This window comes from Streptomyces sp. NPDC012827, from assembly GCF_042900905.1.
GTDB lineage: Bacteria > Actinomycetota > Actinomycetes > Streptomycetales > Streptomycetaceae > Streptomyces > Streptomyces gulbargensis.
Map to the genome: position 1 here is coordinate 1 of NZ_JBIBBY010000008.1, position 16,668 is coordinate 16,668.

Below are 16,668 nucleotides of genomic sequence, written 5' to 3' on the forward strand. Positions count from 1 at the left end.
CGCCAGGGCGACGAGCACGCTGTACGTCAGCGTGACGCCGCCGGGCAGTTCGAGGGTGCCCGTGGCGAAGGTACGGAAGGACGTGTCGGTGATGGTGTCAGTCGTTGATGTCCCGCTCGAAGTCCTTCTCGCAGGCCTCGCGTTCGCTCTGCGTCGTGGCGTCCCGGACGCACTCGTCGAGGTTCTTGTATTCGTCCGAGCCGAGGATCGACGCGCCGATCGCGAGAATCACGACGGAGACGATCAGGGCCAGGGCACCGAGGACCGCGCCGACGACCGACATCTTGCCGTGGGGCGCCCGGCCGCCTTTCGCCTTGCGTGCGCCGATGATGCCGAGGACGACGGCGGCCAGGCCCAGCACGATGCCGCCGAAGACGGTCCAGAAGAGGACGAGCGCCACGACGCCGAGGACCAGCGCGGCGATGGCCATGCCGTTGGTCCGTCTCGTCTCTCCGGGGTGCCGGGCGGGGTCGTGGGGCTGGGTGGGTGAGGAGAAGGACAACGTCATCACACTCGTCTCTGGTCTCGGTGCCGAGGATTCGTCGTACGGCCCCTCTTGCCCCGAAGTCCCCGACAAACGCCTTGCCGGTACGCGCGTTGTGCCGCCCGTCTCCTCAGCCGTGCGCGGCGTGCGGGGCACGGGCCCCCGCGCCCCGCGCGGTCACAGGAAGCGGCGGATGGGGACGACCGCCGCCTCCTGCGCGCGGTGGAAGGCGGAGCGTTTCTTCCACCGTCCGGCCCTGATCCGTTCGCAGGCCTGAAGGTCCTCGTCGAAGTGACCGTCCAGGGTGGCGGTGAAGTGCTCGTCGAGGACGGCCAGCATGACCTCCTCGTCGTGGTCGAGCGAGCGGCGGTTGAAGTTGGTCGACCCGACCAGTGCGGCCACCCCGTCCACGGTGATGATCTTGGCGTGCATCATCGTCGGCTGGTATTCGAAGATCCGGACGCCGCAGGCGAGGAGGTCCTCGTAGAAGCGCCGTCCCGCGAGCTGGCAGACCCTCTTGTCGGTGTGCGGTCCGGGCAGCAGGATCTCCACGTCGACGCCCCGGCGGGCCGTCGCGCACAGCAGGTCGACGAAGTAGGCGTCGGGCGCGAAGTAGGCCGTGGCGAGGCGGAAGCGGTGCTCGGCGGATTCGAGCATCACCCGGATGAGGGTCTGCATGTCCTGCCAGCCGAGGCTGGCCGAGCCGCGGACCACCTGCACGACGGAGTCGCCCTGCGGCTCGTGCTCGGTGAAGCGGTCGTGCGTGTCGAACAGGACGTCGTGGCATTCCGCCCAGTTCTGCGCGAAGGCGGCCGCGATGCCGTCCACCGCGGGGCCCCGCACCTGGACGTGGGTGTCGCGCCACTCGTTCTCGTCGCGGGCGTCGCCGCACCACTCCTCCGCTATGCCCACCCCACCGGTGTAGGCCACGGACTCGTCCACGATCAGCGCCTTGCGGTGGCAGCGGTGGTTCTGCTTCAGCGGGGAGAGGACCAGCGGCTTGCGGAACCACGCGACCTCGGCGCCGGCCCGGTCCATGAGGTCCAGCAGGTCCCGCTCGATGAGCCGGCTGCCGAACCCGTCCAGCAGCAGGCGCACCCGCACGCCGTTCCGGGCCCGGTCGGCCAGTGCCTCGGCGAACTGCCGGGCTATGTCCCCCCGCCAGTACACGAACGTCATCATGTCCACCGTGTGCCGGGCCGAGCGGATGCTGTCGAGCATCGCCGGGAAGATCTCGTCGCCGTTGCGCAGGGCGCGCAGCGCGTTCCCCTCCGTGGCGGCGATGCCGATCAGGCGCTCCAGGCGCCGTCGCATCCGCTGCTTGCGCTCGGCCGGGGTGGTGGGGGCGGCGGTCCCGACGGCCGGGTCCGGTGTGCTGGGTGTACTGGTCATGGCTACCCCTGCCGGTCGGAGGAGGTCGCCCCGTACGTCCGGCCACCGCCGGGGCGACGCCGACTGTACCGACCCCCCGGCCCCCGGCTCCACGGCCCCCCACCTGCTCCTTTCCCCGGCCGGCCCGGGCGGGCCGCCGGTGCGCCGGTGGGCCGGGCGTCCGCCGGCGCCCCGCCGTCGGTCCGCCCGGGGTGTCCGGCCGCCCGCGAGGCCGTCCGCCCGGGACGTCAGTGTGCCGAGGAAGCGGATGTGCGGCGGTCCCGCCGGGTCGGGGCGGGCGACGGCCGCGCGGACGCCGCACACGTCGGCGATCAGCTCCTCCGTGAGGACGCCGGCCGGTTCGCCCGAGGCCACCACCCGGCCCTCCCGGCGGGGCGGGTGAGCGGCACGGAAACGTCCTTGTCGGCCACGGCTCATACGCGGAGCCTGTCGTAGCACAGGGGGTACGCGGGCAACCCGGCGGGCGCGGGGGGCGTCCTTCCGGTCAGGCGGCGTCGGCCGGACGGCGCGTACGGTCACACGGAAGCAGGACAGCGATGAGCGACAAGGCCCGCATTCTCTTCGACGCGCTCGATCTCGACCACGACGGCACCCTGACGCGGATGGAGGTGATGCGCGCGCTGCGCGAGAAGGGGCCGACCCTCGCGGCGCGGGGCGTGATCCCGCCCTGGGGCGTCGGGGACGTCGACGCCTCGGCGGCCCTCTTCGACGCGGCCGACCAGAACGGGGACTGCGTGCTCACCTTCGAGGAGTTCGCGACCTGGGCGGACCGCCGCTTCGGCTGGTGACCCGGGCCCGGTGACGCGGGCCGGGCACCGCCGGCGTCCGCCGCCCGGGCGCGGCGGAGGGTGACCAGAACAGGGCATGTCCTCACGTTCTGTGTTTCGGTGGGAGACGGGGACCCACGAGCGTCGAGGAGTGCCATGCGGGTAGCGGTCATCGGGCAGGGGTACGTCGGCCTGACGGGCGCGGTGGCGCTCGCGCGGCACGGGCACCGGGTGGTCGGTGTGGAGCAGGACGCGGAGCGGCTCTCGCGGCTGCGGGCCGGGGAGCCGGCGGTGTACGAGCCGGGGCTCGCGGAGCACCTGGCGTCGGTGCTGCGGACGGGGCGGCTGGATTTCGTGGGGTGCCTGGAGGAGGCGACCGCCGCGGATCCGGTCGACGCGGTGCTGCTGAGCGTGGGGACGCCGCCCGCGCCCGACGGCACGGCCAACCTCTCCCATGTCCGCCAGGCGGTGCAGCAGGCGGCCCGGCTGGAGGGTTCGCCGCTGGTGGTGCTCAAGTCGACGGTGCCGCCCGGCACGAGCGACGCCCTGCTGGAGGAGCACCCGCACCTGCGCGACCGGTTCGTGTACAACCCGGAGTTCCTCAACCAGGGCCGGGCCCTGGACGACTGGCAGGCCCCCGCCCGTACCGTCGTGGGCACGCACGCCCCGGCGGCGCTCGCCCGGTGCCGTGAGCTCTACGCGTGGGTGAGCTGTCCGTGGGTGACGACGACCCCGGCGAGCGCGGAGATGATCAAGTACGCGAGCAACGCCTTCCTGGCGACGAAGATCAGCTTCGCCAACGAGGTGGCCGGGCTCTGCGCCGACGGGGACCTCGACATCGACGACGTGATCCTCGGGGTCGGCCTGGATCCCCGGATCGGCCCCGCCCTGCTGACGCCGGGGACGGGCTTCGGCGACTCCTGCCTGCCGAAGGACACCCTCGCGCTCGCGCACTGGGCGCGGGAGCGGGCCCTCGACACCCCGCTTCTGGACGCCACGATCGAGACCAACGTCCGCCGGCCGGGGCTGCTCGTGCGGACGCTCCTGGAGAGCGCCGGAGGGCGCCTGAACGGTCTGCACGTGGCCGTGCTCGGGCTGCGGTACGAGCCGTGGAGCGACGATCTGCGGGCCGCGCCGAGCCGGGCGGTGATCCCGCTGCTGCACGAGCACGACGCGGTGGTACGGGTCTGGGACCCGGCGATGACGGCCGAGGACCTGCGCCGCGCCGCGCCGCGCGCGGTGGCGCACGCCTCTCTGGCGTCGGCGGTGACCGGAGCGCACGCGGTACTGGTGCTGACCGCGTGGCCGGAACTCACGGGCGCCGACTGGGAGGAGCTGGTGCCCCGGATGGCGGAGCCGCGGATCGTTCTCGACGCCAAGAACTGCCTGCCCGCCCCGGTGCTTCACCGCACGCCCGCGCTCTACCGGAGCATCGGCAACCGCCGCCCGTCGCGGCAGGACCCGGCCCCCGAACCCGCCGCGTGAGCCGGGTTCGGGGGCCGGGTGCCCCGCGCCGTACGCGGGCCCGGTGGCCGTCCGGGCCGGCGTACGACCGCGTCCCGGTCAGGCCCGGGCGTCCTCGCGGAGCAGGTCCGCGCACTTCTCGCCGATCATCATCGTCGTGATGCACGGGTTGACGGTCACGAGGTCCGGCATCACGGAGCCGTCCGCGACGCGCAGGCCGCGGACGCCCTTGACGCGCAGGCGGGCGTCGAGCGGCGCCGTCGGGTCGTCGTCCGCGCCCATCTTCACCGTGCAGGCCGGGTGGTAGACGGTGTTGTGCGTCTTGTGGATGTAGTCGAGCAGTTCGTCGTCGGTACGGACCTCGGGCCCGGGGGCGAGTTCGGCGCCCGCCCAGCCGGCGAGCGCGGGCTGCGCGGCGATGCGGCGCGCCAGCTTGAGGCCGTACGTCATCACGCGGACGTCGTGCTCGTGGGTGAAGTAGCGGGGGTCGACCTTCGGCTTGTCACGGTAGTCGCGGGTGCGGAGCCGCACGGTGCCGCGCGACTTGGCGCGGGTGACGTTCGGGGTGAGGCAGAAGGCGTTCTCGGAGGTGGGGTAGCCGTGCCGGGCGGTGTTCATGTCGAAGGGCACCGAGCCGTAGTGGAACATCAGGTCGGGGCGGTCGAGCCCCGGCTCGGTGTCGTAGAAGATGCCGGCCTCCCACCACTGGCTGGAGGTGGTGGTCATGGGCTGCTTGGCCTCCCACATGATCACGCCCTCGGGGTGGTCCTGGAGGTTCTCGCCGACTCCGGGCGCGTCGACGCGGACGTCCACGCCGACCTCGCGCAGGTGCTCCGCCGGGCCGATGCCGGAGAGCATCAGGAGCTTCGGGGTGTCGATGGAGCCGCAGGAGACGACGACCTCGCGGCGGGCGCGGACCGTCCGGCTGTGGATCATGTCGGGGTCGAGGTACTCGGCTCCGGTGCAGCGGTCGCCGTCGAAGAGGAGCCGCTTGGCGCGCACGCCGGTGCGTATCTCCAGGTTGGGGCGCTTGCCCATGACGGGGTGCAGGTAGGCGACCGAGGACGACTGGCGGATGTTGTTCTCGTCCGAGTTGATCTGGAACCAGTTCGCGCCGCGCACCACGGTCCGGCCGGTGTTGAACGGGGTGGTGGGGATGCCCGCCTGGGCGCAGGCCTCCAGCAGCGCCGTGCCGCAGGGGTCGCCGCCCTTGAGGGTGCGCAGCTTCACGGGACCGGTGCGGCCGTGGTGGTCGCCGGGCGCGTCGTTGTTCTCCAGGCGCCGGTAGAGCGGGAAGAGGTCCGCCGCGCTCCAGCCGGCGCAGCCAGCCGCCGCCCAGTCGTCCAGGTCCTCGGCGGGGGCCCAGAAGGCGATGCAGGAGTTGTGCGAGGAGCAGCCGCCGAGGACCTTGGCGCGGGCGTGGCGCATGAAGCTGTTGCCGCTGGCCTGGGGTTCGACGGGGTAGTCCCAGTCGTAGCCGGATTCGAGGAGGCCCATCCAGCGTTCCAGCTTCAGGACGTTGTCGTCGCCGACGTCGCTGGGGCCGGCCTCCAGGACGCAGACCGACACGGACGGGTCCTCGCTCAGCCGGGCGGCGACGACGTTGCCCGCCGTGCCGCCGCCGACCACCACGTAGTCGAACGTCTCGTGGGTGCCGTGGGTGTCGTGGGTGCGGGTGGCATCGGTCATCGGGCGGCGACTTCCTTCGGTGCGGCGGGCTGTTCGGGGGCGGCCGGGGCGGCGGCGTGTTCGGCGAGGACTCCGGTGCGGTGCCGCTGCACGAACCAGTAGTAGGTGAATCCGCCGAGCGCGATGGCGCCGACGAAGAGGACGGCACCCCAGCGCAGGTACCAGTGGTGGGGGGCGGTGGCGTTGTAGACGGCGGCGCGCGGCCAGATGAGGTTGAGGGTCATGCCCGCGCCCCACAGCACGGCGAGGATGTTGACGGGCAGGCCCCAGCGGCCGAGGGAGAACTTGCCCTCGGCCGGCTTCCAGCGACCGCGCAGCCGGGCGACCAGCATGGGGCCCGTGACCAGCAGGTAGGCGAGGTAGATCATGATGATGCCGATGCTGGTGACCACGGTGAAGATCTGCGGCTGACGGATGTTGACCAGCAGGATCGCCAGCGCCAGGACGCCGATGATCACGGTCGGCAGGACCGGGGTGCCGAAGCGGGGGCTGACCTTCGACAGGCGGGCGGCGCCGGGCAGGTTGTTGTCCCGGGCCATCGCGAAGGCGAGGCGGACGGCGGCGGTGTGGACGGCGAGCGCGCAGACGGTGACGGCGATGAGGACGCACCAGAGCATCGCCTTGCCGGCCGTGGGGCCCAGCACGTCGAGGACGACGTACTGGAGGCCGTCGGTGGAGATCTTCCCGCCCCTGAGGCTGGAGACGCTCATGAGGGCGAGGATCAGGATGAGACCGCCCAGGACGAAAGAGGCGACGATCGCGCGGAGGATGGCGCGCGGCGCGTTGCGGGAGGGGTCGAGGGACTCCTCGCCGAGCGAGGCGGCGGTGTCGAAGCCGTACATCACGTACGCCGAGGCGAGCGAGGCGACGAGGAACGCGCCGAGGTAGCCGAACGGCTGGCCGGTGCCGGTGCCGGCGGTGTCGGTCACGACCTCGGGGCCGCGCACGACGTTGACGGCGAGAAGGACGATGAGGACGACGGTGGCGATCAGTTCGAGGAAGACGCCGGCGGTGTTGATCCGCGCCATCAGCTTCACGCCGAAGGCGTTGACGAGCGTGGTGAAGAGGATCAGCACGGCGGCGAGGAGGACGGCGTTGGTCGCGGTGTCGTACGGCCCCGTCCCGTCCCCGACGATCTGGAAGGCCGAGGAGATCTGAGGCAGGGTCAGCTGATAGGCGAGGGCGACGGCGGCGATCGACACCACCGAGGCGAGGAGCATCATCCAGCCGGCGAGCCAGCCGATGTGCGGATTGCCCACCTTCTTGGACCAGTTGTAGATGGAGCCCGCCACCGGGTAGCGGGCGGCCAGCTCGGCGAAGCAGAGCGCCACCATGAACTGGCCGGCGAAGACCATCGGCCAGGACCACCAGTAGGCGGGTCCGCCGCTGGCGAACCCGAAGTAGAACAGCTGGAAGGTGCCGGTGAGGATGGAGATGTAGGAGATGCCGGCGGCGAAGGTGTGGAAGGTGCCGAGCGTTCTCTTGAGCTCGGGCCGGTAGCCGAACTCGGCGAGCTCGTCGTCGTCATGGGCCACGGCGGGCCCCGGCGGTGCTGCGGTCATGGGGACTCCTCGACGGTGGGGGCGGATCACTCGAACCAGCGCTGCGGCTCCGGCGCGGTGTTGCGCCAGATGTGCTTCGCCTCGCGGTACTCCGCCAGGCCCGCCGGGCCCAGTTCCCGGCCCGTGCCGGACTGCTTGAAGCCGCCCCATTCGGCCTGCGGCACGTACGGGTGGTAGTCGTTGATCCAGACCGTGCCGAGGCGCAGCCGCCGGGCCATCCGGCGGGCGCGTGCCTCGTCGCCGGTCCAGACGGCGCCGGCCAGGCCGTAGATGGTGTCGTTGGCCAGGCCGACCGCGTGGTCCTCGTCGCCGTCGCGGAACCGTTCGACGGTGAGGACGGGGCCGAAGGACTCCTCGCGGACGACCTCCATGTCCGCCCGGCACTCGTCCAGCACGGTCGGCAGGTAGTAGAAGCCCCGCTCGAAGTCCGCGCCCTCGGGCCGGGCTCCGCCGCAGCGCAGTACCGCGCCCTCGGCGATGCCCTTCTCCACGTACGCCTCGACCTTGGCGCGGTGCTCGGCGGAGATGAGCGGCCCGGTCCTGGCGTCCTCGTCGAAGGGGCCGCCGAGGCGGATGTCTCCGGCCCTGCGGACGAGTTCGTCCACGAACCGGTCGTGGATCCGGTCCTCCACGAGGAGCCGGGCCCCGGCCGAGCAGACCTGTCCGGAGTGGAGGAAGACCGCGGTGAGCGCCATGTCGACGGCGGCGTCGAAGTCGGCGTCCGCGAAGACGATGTTCGGGTTCTTGCCGCCCAGTTCGAGGGCGACCTTCTTCACGGTGGCGGCGGCGGCCGCCATCAGGCGGCGGCCGGTGCGCACGCCGCCCGTGAAGGAGACCAGGTCGACGTCGGGGTGCTCGGCGAGCGGCGCGCCCGCCTCGGGGCCCGCGCCGAGCACCAGGTTGGCGACGCCGCCGGGCAGCCCGGCCTCGGTGAGCAGCCGCACCAGGTGGACGGCGGTGTGCGGGGTGAGTTCGCTGGGCTTGAGCACGAAGGTGTTGCCGGCGGCGAGGGCCGGGGCCACCTTCCAGGCGGTCTGGAGCAGCGGGTAGTTCCAGGGAGTGATCAGTGCGCAGACCCCGACCGGCTCGTACACGACGGTGCTCTCGGCCGTGGGGGTGCCGGTCTCCACGACCCGGCCGGTCTCGGTCCCGGCGAGCCGTCCGAAGTAGCGGAAGCAGGCGATGACGTCGTCGATGTCGTACGCGCTCTCCACCAGGCGCTTGCCGGTGTCGAGGGACTCGGCGCGGGCCAGCGCGTCCTTGTCGCGCTCCAGCAGGCCGGCGACGCGCAGCAGCAGATCGCCCCGCTCCGCGGCCGGAGTGGTGGGCCACGGTCCCTCGTCGAAGGCGCGGCGGGCGGCCGCGACGGCCTCGACGGTGTCCTTGCCGCCGGCCTCGTCGACGACCGCGACGAGGCTTCCGTCGGCGGGGCACCGGATCTCCCGGGTCCGGCCGTCGAGTGCGGACCGCCAGGCCCCGCCGATGAAGAGTTCGGGCATGCTTCTCGTTCCTCCTGGTCAGCGCCCTTGCGGCGCGTCCTTGCGGACGGGTGCCTCACCCGGCGTTCGCGTTCCATGCCGAATGTGAGGTTCCACACGCGGGTGAGGAGGGGCTCGGGTCCGCGCGGGCGGTGCCCGGAGGGAGAAGGGTCCGGTGTCGGCCGACGGGGAACGGGCCGCTTTCCGACGGGGGATCAGCGGGCGTTCCGCGTCGGGGACATGGGGACCGGTGCACGCGCCGGCCGACCGGCGCCGCCCGGGTCACCGGGGAGCGGTCAGCACCACCGCGTGTGCCGGCAGGGGCTCCAGCCGCCGCCGGAGCCGCCCGAACCCCCGGAGCCGCTCCAGGAGTCCGAGCCGCCCGGCCGCCCGTCGGGGTGGAGGCGGGTGCGGTCGCGGTCGCCCGGGTACGGGTCGAGGCGGTCGGGATCCCCGTCGCCGTCGCGGTCCGGCAGCCGGGCGTCCCGGCCGCGGTCGGGGTCGGGGCAGCCGGTGCCGGGCGCGGTCAGGGAGAGCGTCACCGTCCGGACCTCGTCCGTGACCGGTTCGCCCTCCGCGGGGTCCTGCCGGCAGACCCGCCACTCCTCGTACGCGCCCTCGGCGGGCAGCACGTCGTCGAGGTACGCCGTCCCGGCGTACAGCCGGTCCTCGGGCACGCCCGCGCCCACCACCTCGGCGACGGCGGCGCGCCAGGTCGTCCAGACCACTTCGGGCATCCGCGGCCAGGGCACCGGGCTGCCCTCGGCCGGCGGGCAGGGTTCCTCGTCGCGGACGACGGCGCAGTCGACGGCCGGGTCGCCGGGGGTGCCGGACGTCTTCTGGAAGCACACCTTCCACAGCGAGCGCCCCCCACCCTCCGCTTCCCGTCGGAGGCGTCGTGGTACCTCACGGTGAGTCCGAGCCGCCGGGAGCGGGGGAAGGCGATGTCGAGGGAGTCGCCCGTGAAGTCCGGGACGGCCGGCATGGTGGGCTCCGGCGTCGTCCGCGAGGGGCGCGGGAAGCCGGGGAGGCGGCTCGGGGAGACCAGGGGCTTCGCGTCGGCGCGGGCGGCGGCCCCGGCGCGGTCCGGAGCGGGCGCCGGCCGATCGGGCAGGACGGCCCCGAGGAGGGCCGCGGCCACCACCGAGGCGACGGGACGGCCCCCCTTGGGCCAGGGGCTGCGCCACCACAGCAGCACCAGGGCGATCAGCAGCATCACACCGCCCAGGCGGTCGTTCATCAGCCCGGCCAACGGGACGGCGGCGATCGCCACCACCCGTGCGGTGCCCGTCCGCCACCAGGGCAACGGCGAGGAGGAGGGCGGGAGGGGCGCGGAGCTCGGGGAGCCGGACATGGCGGCGCGGACGCCCTTTCGTTCATGCGTACGACGATCTTCGCGCGCATCGCACTCGGCCCGGGACGCCTCACTCCGGGGCGTTCGCCCGCCGGACGCGGCGCCTCCCGCGAGGCCGGAGGGTTTAGAAGCGCTGTTCGGGTCCACCCGAAGAGGGAGGCACAACGCAGAACTCGAAGGAGACGAGGCACATCATGGGAATCATCGCCTGGGTCATCATCGGGCTGCTGGCCGGGCTCATCGCGAAGGCACTCACGCCCGGCCGGGATCCTGGTGGGCTGGTCGTCACGACCCTCATCGGCGTGGCGGGCGGCCTGCTCGGAGGCTGGCTGGGCAAGGTGATCTTCGGCGTCCAGGCCGTGGACGGGTTCTTCGAGCTCTCGACATGGGTGGCCGCCATCATCGGTTCGATCATCCTGCTGCTGATCTACCGCGCCGTCGCCGGCCGTCGCACGCATCACGCCTGACAGTCGTGAGGGGCCGCCCCGCGGGCCCTCACCGCGCGGCCCCGCACCCTCGGGACCGCACGCCAGGACGGGGACCGGACACGCTCCGGCTCCCGGGCACCCTTCGCCCCGCACACGGAAGCGTGTGCGGGGCGAAGCCGTGTGCGGGGGCGTTCTCCCGCGCTCCGAGGCGTTCCCCGGCGGCCCGGAGGTGTGCGAGCGGCGCGGTGGCACGGCTCCACGGTCCGGGGGCGGGTCGGCACGGCGAGAGGTGCGTCCCGGCGCACAGCGGGACGTCACGGTGTCCGGGATGCCGAGAGCCCCCGGACGCGTCGCGTCCGGGGGCTCGTGCGGTGCGCGGTGGTGCTCAGGTGGGCCAGGCACCGGTGACCCGGCGCACGGCGGTGGCCCCGCCCCGGTCGACGGCGGCCTTCACGAGGGCGAAGATCGCGCCCTGGATCGCCGCCGCCAGCAGCACCTCGCCCCACCCCCGGTCCTCGTCGGTGGCGTTGGGCGCGTCGGTGTCGTCATGCCCGAGGAGCCGCCACACCCGCTTGAAGGCCGCTCCGGCCAGCAGGCCGCCCGCGGTGCCGAAGGTCAGGGAGACGGGCTTGTAGAGGATCGCCGTCTTCTTCATCGCGTGCCCTCCCCCCGCCGCGTGGCGGCCGGCGGCTGGACCGATCCCACGGTCCGGCGCCTGCGGGCGACCCGCTTGCTCCCCCACCAGAACGCCGCGATGAGCACCAGGACCACCGCGATCCCGACGAGCGGCATCAGCATCGAGGACGAACCGGAGGCTGCGAGCGGGACGGCTGGAGGACTGGTGGCGATCATGGCATCTCTCCCATCGACGGACTGGTCCGCGCCGGTACGGGGGCGGGCGCGCGTTCTCGTGCCGGCCCCCGCACCGCGGCGAAGGTGATCGCGTGCCGAGTACCCCGACGTCGCGCCCCCATGCGCGGGTGGGGAGCGGCGCCGGGCCTGCCCCGGGCCGTTTCCGGGCCCCGCGCCGTCCGGAGGGAACCGGCACGCGGGCCGTTCCCGGGTCGGCGCTCACCCGCCCGCGACCGTCGGGCCGTGTCCGTCCGCGCGAGCGGTACGGGCCCGCCGGCTCGTCCCCGTCAGCCCGCGGAGCTCGCCGCCGTCCGCCTCGCCTCCCCCGCACCCGGAGCGCGCTCCGGTCCGTCCGGCGCCGGGTCGGCGCGGGCGAGGGTGTCGGCGAGGGCGCGGGAGAAGGCGCGGGCCTGCGGGGCCGGATCCGTACGGCGCAGGACCAGGCCGAGCCAGGAGTCGGGGAGGCCGTCGACCGGGACGAACGCGAGGGAGCCCCGGCGGCCGTGGTACTCGGCGGTGGACCGGCACAGCAGCATGGCCCCCCGGTTCGCCGCGGCGAGCGACAGGCCCTCCTGCAGGGTGGTGACCAGGGGCCCGGCCGGGACGGGCCGGCCGCCCGGCGTCTCGCGCGGGGCCTGGGCCAGCCGCCAGTAGGCGGGGGCGGAGTCCTGGACGCCGATCAGCCGGCAGTCCGCCAGCTCCTCCGCGGCGACCGACTCCCGCGCCGCCAGGGGGTGCCGGACGGAGACCGCCAGGGTCTGCGGCTGCCGGGAGAAGACGGGCCCGAGCGCCAGGTCCTCCTCCGCCACCGGCAGCAGCACCACCCCGCAGTCGACCTCCTCGCGGCGCAGCGCCCCGAAGGGGTCCGCGAGGGGGATCTCCACCACCTCGGCCGTCCACGCGGGGTGGCGCTCCTCGAACAGGGCGAGGGCCCCGGCCACCCGGTCGTCAACCGCCCCCTGGAAGCCGACGCGCAGCACCCCGACGGCCCCCCGGGCCGCCGCGCGCGCCTCCTCGACGGTCGCCCGCAGGGTGTCGTACGCGGGACGCAGCGACGCCAGGAAGGAGGCGCCGAGCGGCGTGAGGCTCACCCGGCGGCTGGTCCGTTCCACCAACGGGGCGCCGATCCGGTGCTCCAGGGACCGGAGCAGCTGGCTGACCCGGCTCTGGGAGACGTACAACCGCTCCCCCGCCCGGCCGAAGTGCAGTTCCTCGGCGAGCGCGAGGAACGCCTCCAGCTCGCGGATCTCCAGACCTCCCATGCCCCGGACCCCTTTCCCGCCGCCGCGCCGATCGATGAGCCCCGCTCATCGAAGCATGAGTGATCGGCTGTTGTTCCCGCGGGTCGTGCCGCGTTGGCTGGTCGCATGACAGGGACAGGGGACATCACGGGTACGGCGGCCGGCGGGGCGCGAACGCGGCACGGGGGCTGGGCGGCGGTGACGGCGGTGGCGGGGGCGACGTTCACGGTGGTCACGTCCGAGATGCTGCCGGTGGGTCTGCTCACCCCGATCGGCGGCGCGCTGCGGGTGAGCGAGGGCACGGCCGGGCTGACGCTCACCGTCACGGGGCTGGTGGCCGCGGTGGCGGCACCGCTCCTCACGCCCGCGCTGAGCCGCTTCGACCGCCGCCGGGTGCTGTGCGGGCTGATGGGGGTGCTGGTGACGGGCAATCTGCTGGCCGCGTTCTCCCCGCACTTCGCGGTGATGGTGGTGGCGCGGGTGCTGGTGGGCGTCGGCATGGGCGGGGTGTGGGCCGTCGCGGCCGGTCTGGCGGTACGGCTCGTCCCGGCGCGGTCCGTGGGCCGGGCCACCTCGCTGGTCTTCAGCGGCATCGCGGTGGCTTCCGTGCTGGGCGTGCCGGCGGGTACGTTCCTCGGCGAACTGGCGGGGTGGCGTGCGGCGTTCCTGGCGGCCGGCGGGCTCGCGCTGGTGGTGCTGGTGGCCCTGGCGGCGCTGCTGCCGGCGCTCCCGGCGGAGGGGGAGCTGCGGCTGGGGGGTGTGCTGCGGCTGGCCGGAAGGCCGCCGGTGGCGACCGGGCTCGGTGTCGTGGCGCTCCTGGTGACCGGGCACTTCGCCGCGTACACGTACGTCCGTCCGGTCCTGGAGCGGCTGGCGGGCGCGGGCGCGACGACGATCGGCACCCTGCTGCTGGTGTACGGCCTCGCGGGCGTCGTCGGCACCTTCGCCGCCGGGTCCGTGGTCTCCCGCTCGCCGCGCGGCACGCTCCTGGTGATCGGCCTGGTGACGGCGGTGACGGTCGGCGCCCTGCCGTCGTTCGGCGGTTCGGTGCCGGTGGCCGGGGTGCTGCTGGCGGTGTGGGGCGTCGCGTACGGCGGGGTGTCGGTCGCCACCCAGACGTGGCTGCTGGCCGCGGCCCCCGACGCCCGGGAGGCGGCGTCGGCGCTGTTCGTCGGGGCCTTCAACGGCTCGATCGCGCTGGGGGCGTTCGCCGGGGGCCTCGCGGCGGACACGGCCGGGGTCGGGGCCGTGCTGTGTCTGGGCGCGGCCCTCGCCGCCGGTGCCTGCGCGGTGACGGCCTTCGGCCGGGCCCCGGGCGGCACCCGCCGCTGAGAGGAACGGTGCCCGCGCGGAGGGGTCTCCCCCACGGGCGGCCCTGCGAAGCGGTGGGGTGGCGCGGTCCTCGGGGCAGCCGGCGTCCGCCGGCGAGGCGGGCCAGGGCGGGCGCCGCGAGCAGGAGCGCGACGTCGCGCAGCCCGCGCCGCAGCCACCTCTGCGGGTGAAAGCGGCGGCGACGATCGGTTCACGCCCCCCGCGCCCCCCACACTGTGCCGCAGCCGACATGCGCGACGAATCGGCACACCCCCACCGGAGGCGTACACATGACACGAAACAGCGTGCTGCTGGCACTGCGCGAGAACCCCCTGGCCGGCGGCGCCGGCACCGAGCAGGTACGCCGCATCGGCAAGGAGCTGGACAACCGTGGCCTGGAGCCGCGTTGGGCCACCGGCGCCGGGGAGGCGAAGGCCACCCTGCGGACCGAGGCCGGACTCTCCGCCGCCGTGATCGCCTGGGACCTGCCCGGCGGCACCGACGGGGAGGGCGGCGGAGCGGACGTACTCCGCCAGATCCAGCGCCGCTGGAAGCGGCTGCCGGTCTTCCTGCTGATGAACGACGACTCCGACCAGGACCTCGAACGGCTCCCGCTGTGGGTCTCGGAGGCGGTGATCGGCTACGTCTGGCCGCTGGAGGACACCGCCACCTTCATCGCCGGGCGCATCGTGACGGCGGCCCAGGCCTACCACCAGGACCTCCTGCCGCCGTTCTTCAAGGCCCTGCGGCGCTTCGACGACGCCCACGAGTACTCGTGGCACACCCCCGCGCACTCGGGCGGTGTCGCCTTCCTCAAGTCCGCGACCGGCCGCGCCTTCTTCGAGTACTTCGGCGAGCGCCTGTTCCGCAGCGACCTGTCGATCTCCGTCGGCGCGCTCGGTTCCCTCTTCGAGCACAACGGGCCCATCGGCGACGCGGAGCGCAACGCCGCCCGGGTCTTCGGGGCCGACCGGACGTACTTCGTCCTGCACGGCAACTCCACCGCCGACCGGATGGTGGGCCACTACAGCGTGACCGCCGACGAGATCGCCCTGGTCGACCGGAACTGTCACAAGTCGGTCCTGCACGGGCTGGTGATCTCCGGCGCCCGTCCCGTCTACCTGGTGCCCACCCGCAACGGTTACGGCCTCGCCGGCCCGCTTCCCCCGCACGCGATCGCACCCGGGGCGGTCGCGGCCCGGGTCGCGGAGAACCCCCTGGCGGCCGGCGCCGTCGCGCCGGAGGCGCAGTACGCGGTGGTCACCAACTCGACCTACGACGGGCTGTGTTACGACACGGTGGCGGCGGCCCGCGCCTTCGCCCCGAGCACGCCGCGCCTCCACTTCGACGAGGCCTGGTTCGCGTACGCCCGCTTCCATCCGCTGTACGCCGGGCGGTACGGGATGGCGGTCGGCCCCGAGACGCTCCCCGGCCCGGAGCGGCCCACGGTGTTCTCCACCCAGTCGACCCACAAACTACTGGCCGCGCTGTCGCAGGGCGCGATGGTGCACGTCCGGTCGTCGCCCCGGGCTCCCGTCGAGCACGAACGCTTCAACGAGGCGTACATGATGCACGGGACGACGTCCCCGCTCTATCCGGCGATCGCCTCCCTCGACGTGGCGGCGGCCATGATGGACGGCCCCCAGGGCGAGTGGTTGATCGACGAGGCGGTGACCGAGGCGATCCGCTTCCGGCAGGCCGTCGTCCGCACCGGCCGCCGGATCGCCGAGGCGGGCGACCGCCCCGAGTGGTTCTTCGGCGTGTGGCAGCCCCACACCGTCACCGATCCGGCCACGGGCACCCCGGTCGCCTTCGCCGACGCGCCCGCCGCGCTGCTGCGCTCCGAGCCGTCCTGCTGGCAACTGGAGCCGGGGGCCGCCTGGCACGGGTTCGAGGGGCTCACCGAGGGCTACTGCATGCTCGACCCGATCAAGGTGACGCTGACCTGCCCGGGGGTCGGCGCGACCGGGGAGACCTCGCCCTGGGGCATCCCGGTGCGGATCCTCACCGCGTACCTGGCGGATCGCGGCATCGTGGTGGAGAAGACCGACAGTTACACCACCCTGATCCTCTTCTCCATGGGCATCACCAAGGGCAAGTGGGGCACGCTCATGGACGCCCTGATGGACTTCAAGGCCCTGTACGACGCCGACGCCCCGCTGGAGGAGGCGCTGCCGGGCCTGGTGGAGCAGTTCCCGCTGCGCTACGGCGGCGGGACGCTGCGCGGACTCTGCCAGGACATGCACGAGCACCTCGCGAGCGGGGAGCTGATCGCGTCCCTGGACGCCGCGTTCCAGCAACTTCCCGAGCCGGTCGAGCCGCCGCAGCGCTGCTACCAGCGGCTCGTCCGGGGCGGCACCGAGCGGCTGCGTCCGGCGGAGGCGGCGGGCCGGGTCGCAGCCGCGATGGTGACGGTGACTCCGCCCGGCATCCCGGTCCTCATGCCCGGCGAGTCGATCGGCGCCCCCGACGGCCCGCTGCTGCGGTATCTGGGGGCGCTGGAGGCGTTCGACCGGGAGTTCCCCGGCTTCCACAGCGAGGCCCACGGGGTGACGGTCGACCCGGAGTCCGGTGACTATCTGATCGAATGCGTCCGGCGTTCCACGGCCTGAGCCCCTCGCCCACGGACCGGCCGCACGCGCGTGG

The 16,668-nt window shown here is 73.8% G+C and carries 14 protein-coding genes; 5 read left to right on the forward strand and 9 right to left on the reverse strand.

The genetic code is table 11. From position 1 onward, the window contains the following. Positions 1 to 97: 97 nt before the first annotated feature. The gene (locus ACFY60_RS18645) at positions 98 to 508 is read right to left on the reverse strand and encodes a DUF4190 domain-containing protein (RefSeq protein WP_388611764.1); all 411 of its coding nucleotides are present in this window, start codon (positions 506 to 508) and stop codon (positions 98 to 100) included. Positions 509 to 661: 153 nt separating this feature from the next. Then, positions 662 to 1,876, reverse strand: a complete 1,215-nt coding sequence (locus ACFY60_RS18650) for a phosphatidylserine/phosphatidylglycerophosphate/cardiolipin synthase family protein (protein ID WP_388611765.1) — start codon at positions 1,874 to 1,876, stop codon at positions 662 to 664. Between the two features lie 536 nt (positions 1,877 to 2,412). On the opposite strand from ACFY60_RS18650, the gene ACFY60_RS18655 reads away from it, so the two are divergent. Then, a complete protein-coding gene (locus tag ACFY60_RS18655; protein WP_388611766.1) occupies positions 2,413 to 2,664 on the forward strand; it encodes an EF-hand domain-containing protein in 252 nt (83 codons plus the stop codon). 135 nt (positions 2,665 to 2,799) lie between these two features. Further along, positions 2,800 to 4,128, forward strand: coding sequence for a UDP-glucose dehydrogenase family protein (locus tag ACFY60_RS18660; protein ID WP_388611768.1), 1,329 nt, complete (start codon positions 2,800 to 2,802; stop codon positions 4,126 to 4,128). A 78-nt stretch (positions 4,129 to 4,206) separates the two neighbouring features. Here ACFY60_RS18660 and ACFY60_RS18665 read toward each other — a convergent pair whose 3' ends face one another. The 4 genes from ACFY60_RS18665 to ACFY60_RS18680 form a co-directional block, all read right to left on the reverse strand. Beyond that, a complete protein-coding gene (locus tag ACFY60_RS18665) occupies positions 4,207 to 5,796 on the reverse strand; it encodes a GMC family oxidoreductase (protein WP_388611770.1) in 1,590 nt (529 codons plus the stop codon). After that, complete coding sequence (locus ACFY60_RS18670) at positions 5,793 to 7,358, reverse strand: APC family permease (protein ID WP_388611772.1); 1,566 nt, start codon at positions 7,356 to 7,358, stop codon at positions 5,793 to 5,795. Before ACFY60_RS18670 ends, ACFY60_RS18665 begins: the two co-directional genes overlap by 4 nt. 26 nt (positions 7,359 to 7,384) lie before the next feature. Further along, positions 7,385 to 8,857, reverse strand: coding sequence for an aldehyde dehydrogenase family protein (locus ACFY60_RS18675; protein WP_388611774.1), 1,473 nt, complete (start codon positions 8,855 to 8,857; stop codon positions 7,385 to 7,387). A gap of 275 nt (positions 8,858 to 9,132) precedes the next feature. Next, positions 9,133 to 9,687, reverse strand: a complete 555-nt coding sequence (locus tag ACFY60_RS18680; protein WP_388611776.1) for a hypothetical protein — start codon at positions 9,685 to 9,687, stop codon at positions 9,133 to 9,135. Positions 9,688 to 10,384: 697 nt separating this feature from the next. On the opposite strand from ACFY60_RS18680, the gene ACFY60_RS18685 reads away from it, so the two are divergent. Next, a complete protein-coding gene (locus ACFY60_RS18685) occupies positions 10,385 to 10,657 on the forward strand; it encodes a GlsB/YeaQ/YmgE family stress response membrane protein (RefSeq protein WP_388611778.1) in 273 nt (90 codons plus the stop codon). 346 nt (positions 10,658 to 11,003) lie between these two features. Here ACFY60_RS18685 and ACFY60_RS18690 read toward each other — a convergent pair whose 3' ends face one another. The 3 genes from ACFY60_RS18690 to ACFY60_RS18700 all read right to left on the reverse strand — a co-directional run bounded on the left by ACFY60_RS18690 (position 11,004) and on the right by ACFY60_RS18700 (position 12,732). Further along, a complete protein-coding gene (locus ACFY60_RS18690) occupies positions 11,004 to 11,273 on the reverse strand; it encodes a DUF4235 domain-containing protein (protein ID WP_388611780.1) in 270 nt (89 codons plus the stop codon). Further along, positions 11,270 to 11,470, reverse strand: coding sequence for a DUF6479 family protein (locus tag ACFY60_RS18695; RefSeq protein WP_388611781.1), 201 nt, complete (start codon positions 11,468 to 11,470; stop codon positions 11,270 to 11,272). The genes ACFY60_RS18690 and ACFY60_RS18695 overlap by 4 nt, the downstream gene beginning before the upstream one ends. A gap of 287 nt (positions 11,471 to 11,757) precedes the next feature. Next, positions 11,758 to 12,732 carry a LysR family transcriptional regulator gene (locus ACFY60_RS18700; RefSeq protein ID WP_388611783.1) on the reverse strand — a complete coding sequence of 325 codons (975 nt, stop codon included), beginning with the start codon at positions 12,730 to 12,732 and terminating at the stop codon, positions 11,758 to 11,760. A gap of 105 nt (positions 12,733 to 12,837) precedes the next feature. On the opposite strand from ACFY60_RS18700, the gene ACFY60_RS18705 reads away from it, so the two are divergent. Further along, positions 12,838 to 14,043 (forward strand): MFS transporter, encoded by a 1,206-nt coding sequence (locus ACFY60_RS18705; protein ID WP_388611785.1) that lies wholly within the window; start codon positions 12,838 to 12,840, stop codon positions 14,041 to 14,043. A gap of 269 nt (positions 14,044 to 14,312) precedes the next feature. Beyond that, positions 14,313 to 16,634, forward strand: a complete 2,322-nt coding sequence (locus ACFY60_RS18710) for an Orn/Lys/Arg decarboxylase N-terminal domain-containing protein (RefSeq protein ID WP_388611787.1) — start codon at positions 14,313 to 14,315, stop codon at positions 16,632 to 16,634. Positions 16,635 to 16,668: the final 34 nt, after the last annotated feature.

Coding starts and splice junctions, on each gene's coding strand:
- ACFY60_RS18645 (WP_388611764.1), bottom strand. CDS start 508: ATGACGTTGTCCTTCTCCTCACCCACCCAGCCCCACGACCCCGCCCGG.
- ACFY60_RS18650 (WP_388611765.1), bottom strand. CDS start 1,876: ATGACCAGTACACCCAGCACACCGGACCCGGCCGTCGGGACCGCCGCC.
- ACFY60_RS18655 (WP_388611766.1), top strand. CDS start 2,413: ATGAGCGACAAGGCCCGCATTCTCTTCGACGCGCTCGATCTCGACCAC.
- ACFY60_RS18660 (WP_388611768.1), top strand. CDS start 2,800: ATGCGGGTAGCGGTCATCGGGCAGGGGTACGTCGGCCTGACGGGCGCG.
- ACFY60_RS18665 (WP_388611770.1), bottom strand. CDS start 5,796: ATGACCGATGCCACCCGCACCCACGACACCCACGGCACCCACGAGACG.
- ACFY60_RS18670 (WP_388611772.1), bottom strand. CDS start 7,358: ATGACCGCAGCACCGCCGGGGCCCGCCGTGGCCCATGACGACGACGAG.
- ACFY60_RS18675 (WP_388611774.1), bottom strand. CDS start 8,857: ATGCCCGAACTCTTCATCGGCGGGGCCTGGCGGTCCGCACTCGACGGC.
- ACFY60_RS18685 (WP_388611778.1), top strand. CDS start 10,385: ATGGGAATCATCGCCTGGGTCATCATCGGGCTGCTGGCCGGGCTCATC.
- ACFY60_RS18690 (WP_388611780.1), bottom strand. CDS start 11,273: ATGAAGAAGACGGCGATCCTCTACAAGCCCGTCTCCCTGACCTTCGGC.
- ACFY60_RS18695 (WP_388611781.1), bottom strand. CDS start 11,470: ATGATCGCCACCAGTCCTCCAGCCGTCCCGCTCGCAGCCTCCGGTTCG.
- ACFY60_RS18700 (WP_388611783.1), bottom strand. CDS start 12,732: ATGGGAGGTCTGGAGATCCGCGAGCTGGAGGCGTTCCTCGCGCTCGCC.
- ACFY60_RS18705 (WP_388611785.1), top strand. CDS start 12,838: ATGACAGGGACAGGGGACATCACGGGTACGGCGGCCGGCGGGGCGCGA.
- ACFY60_RS18710 (WP_388611787.1), top strand. CDS start 14,313: ATGACACGAAACAGCGTGCTGCTGGCACTGCGCGAGAACCCCCTGGCC.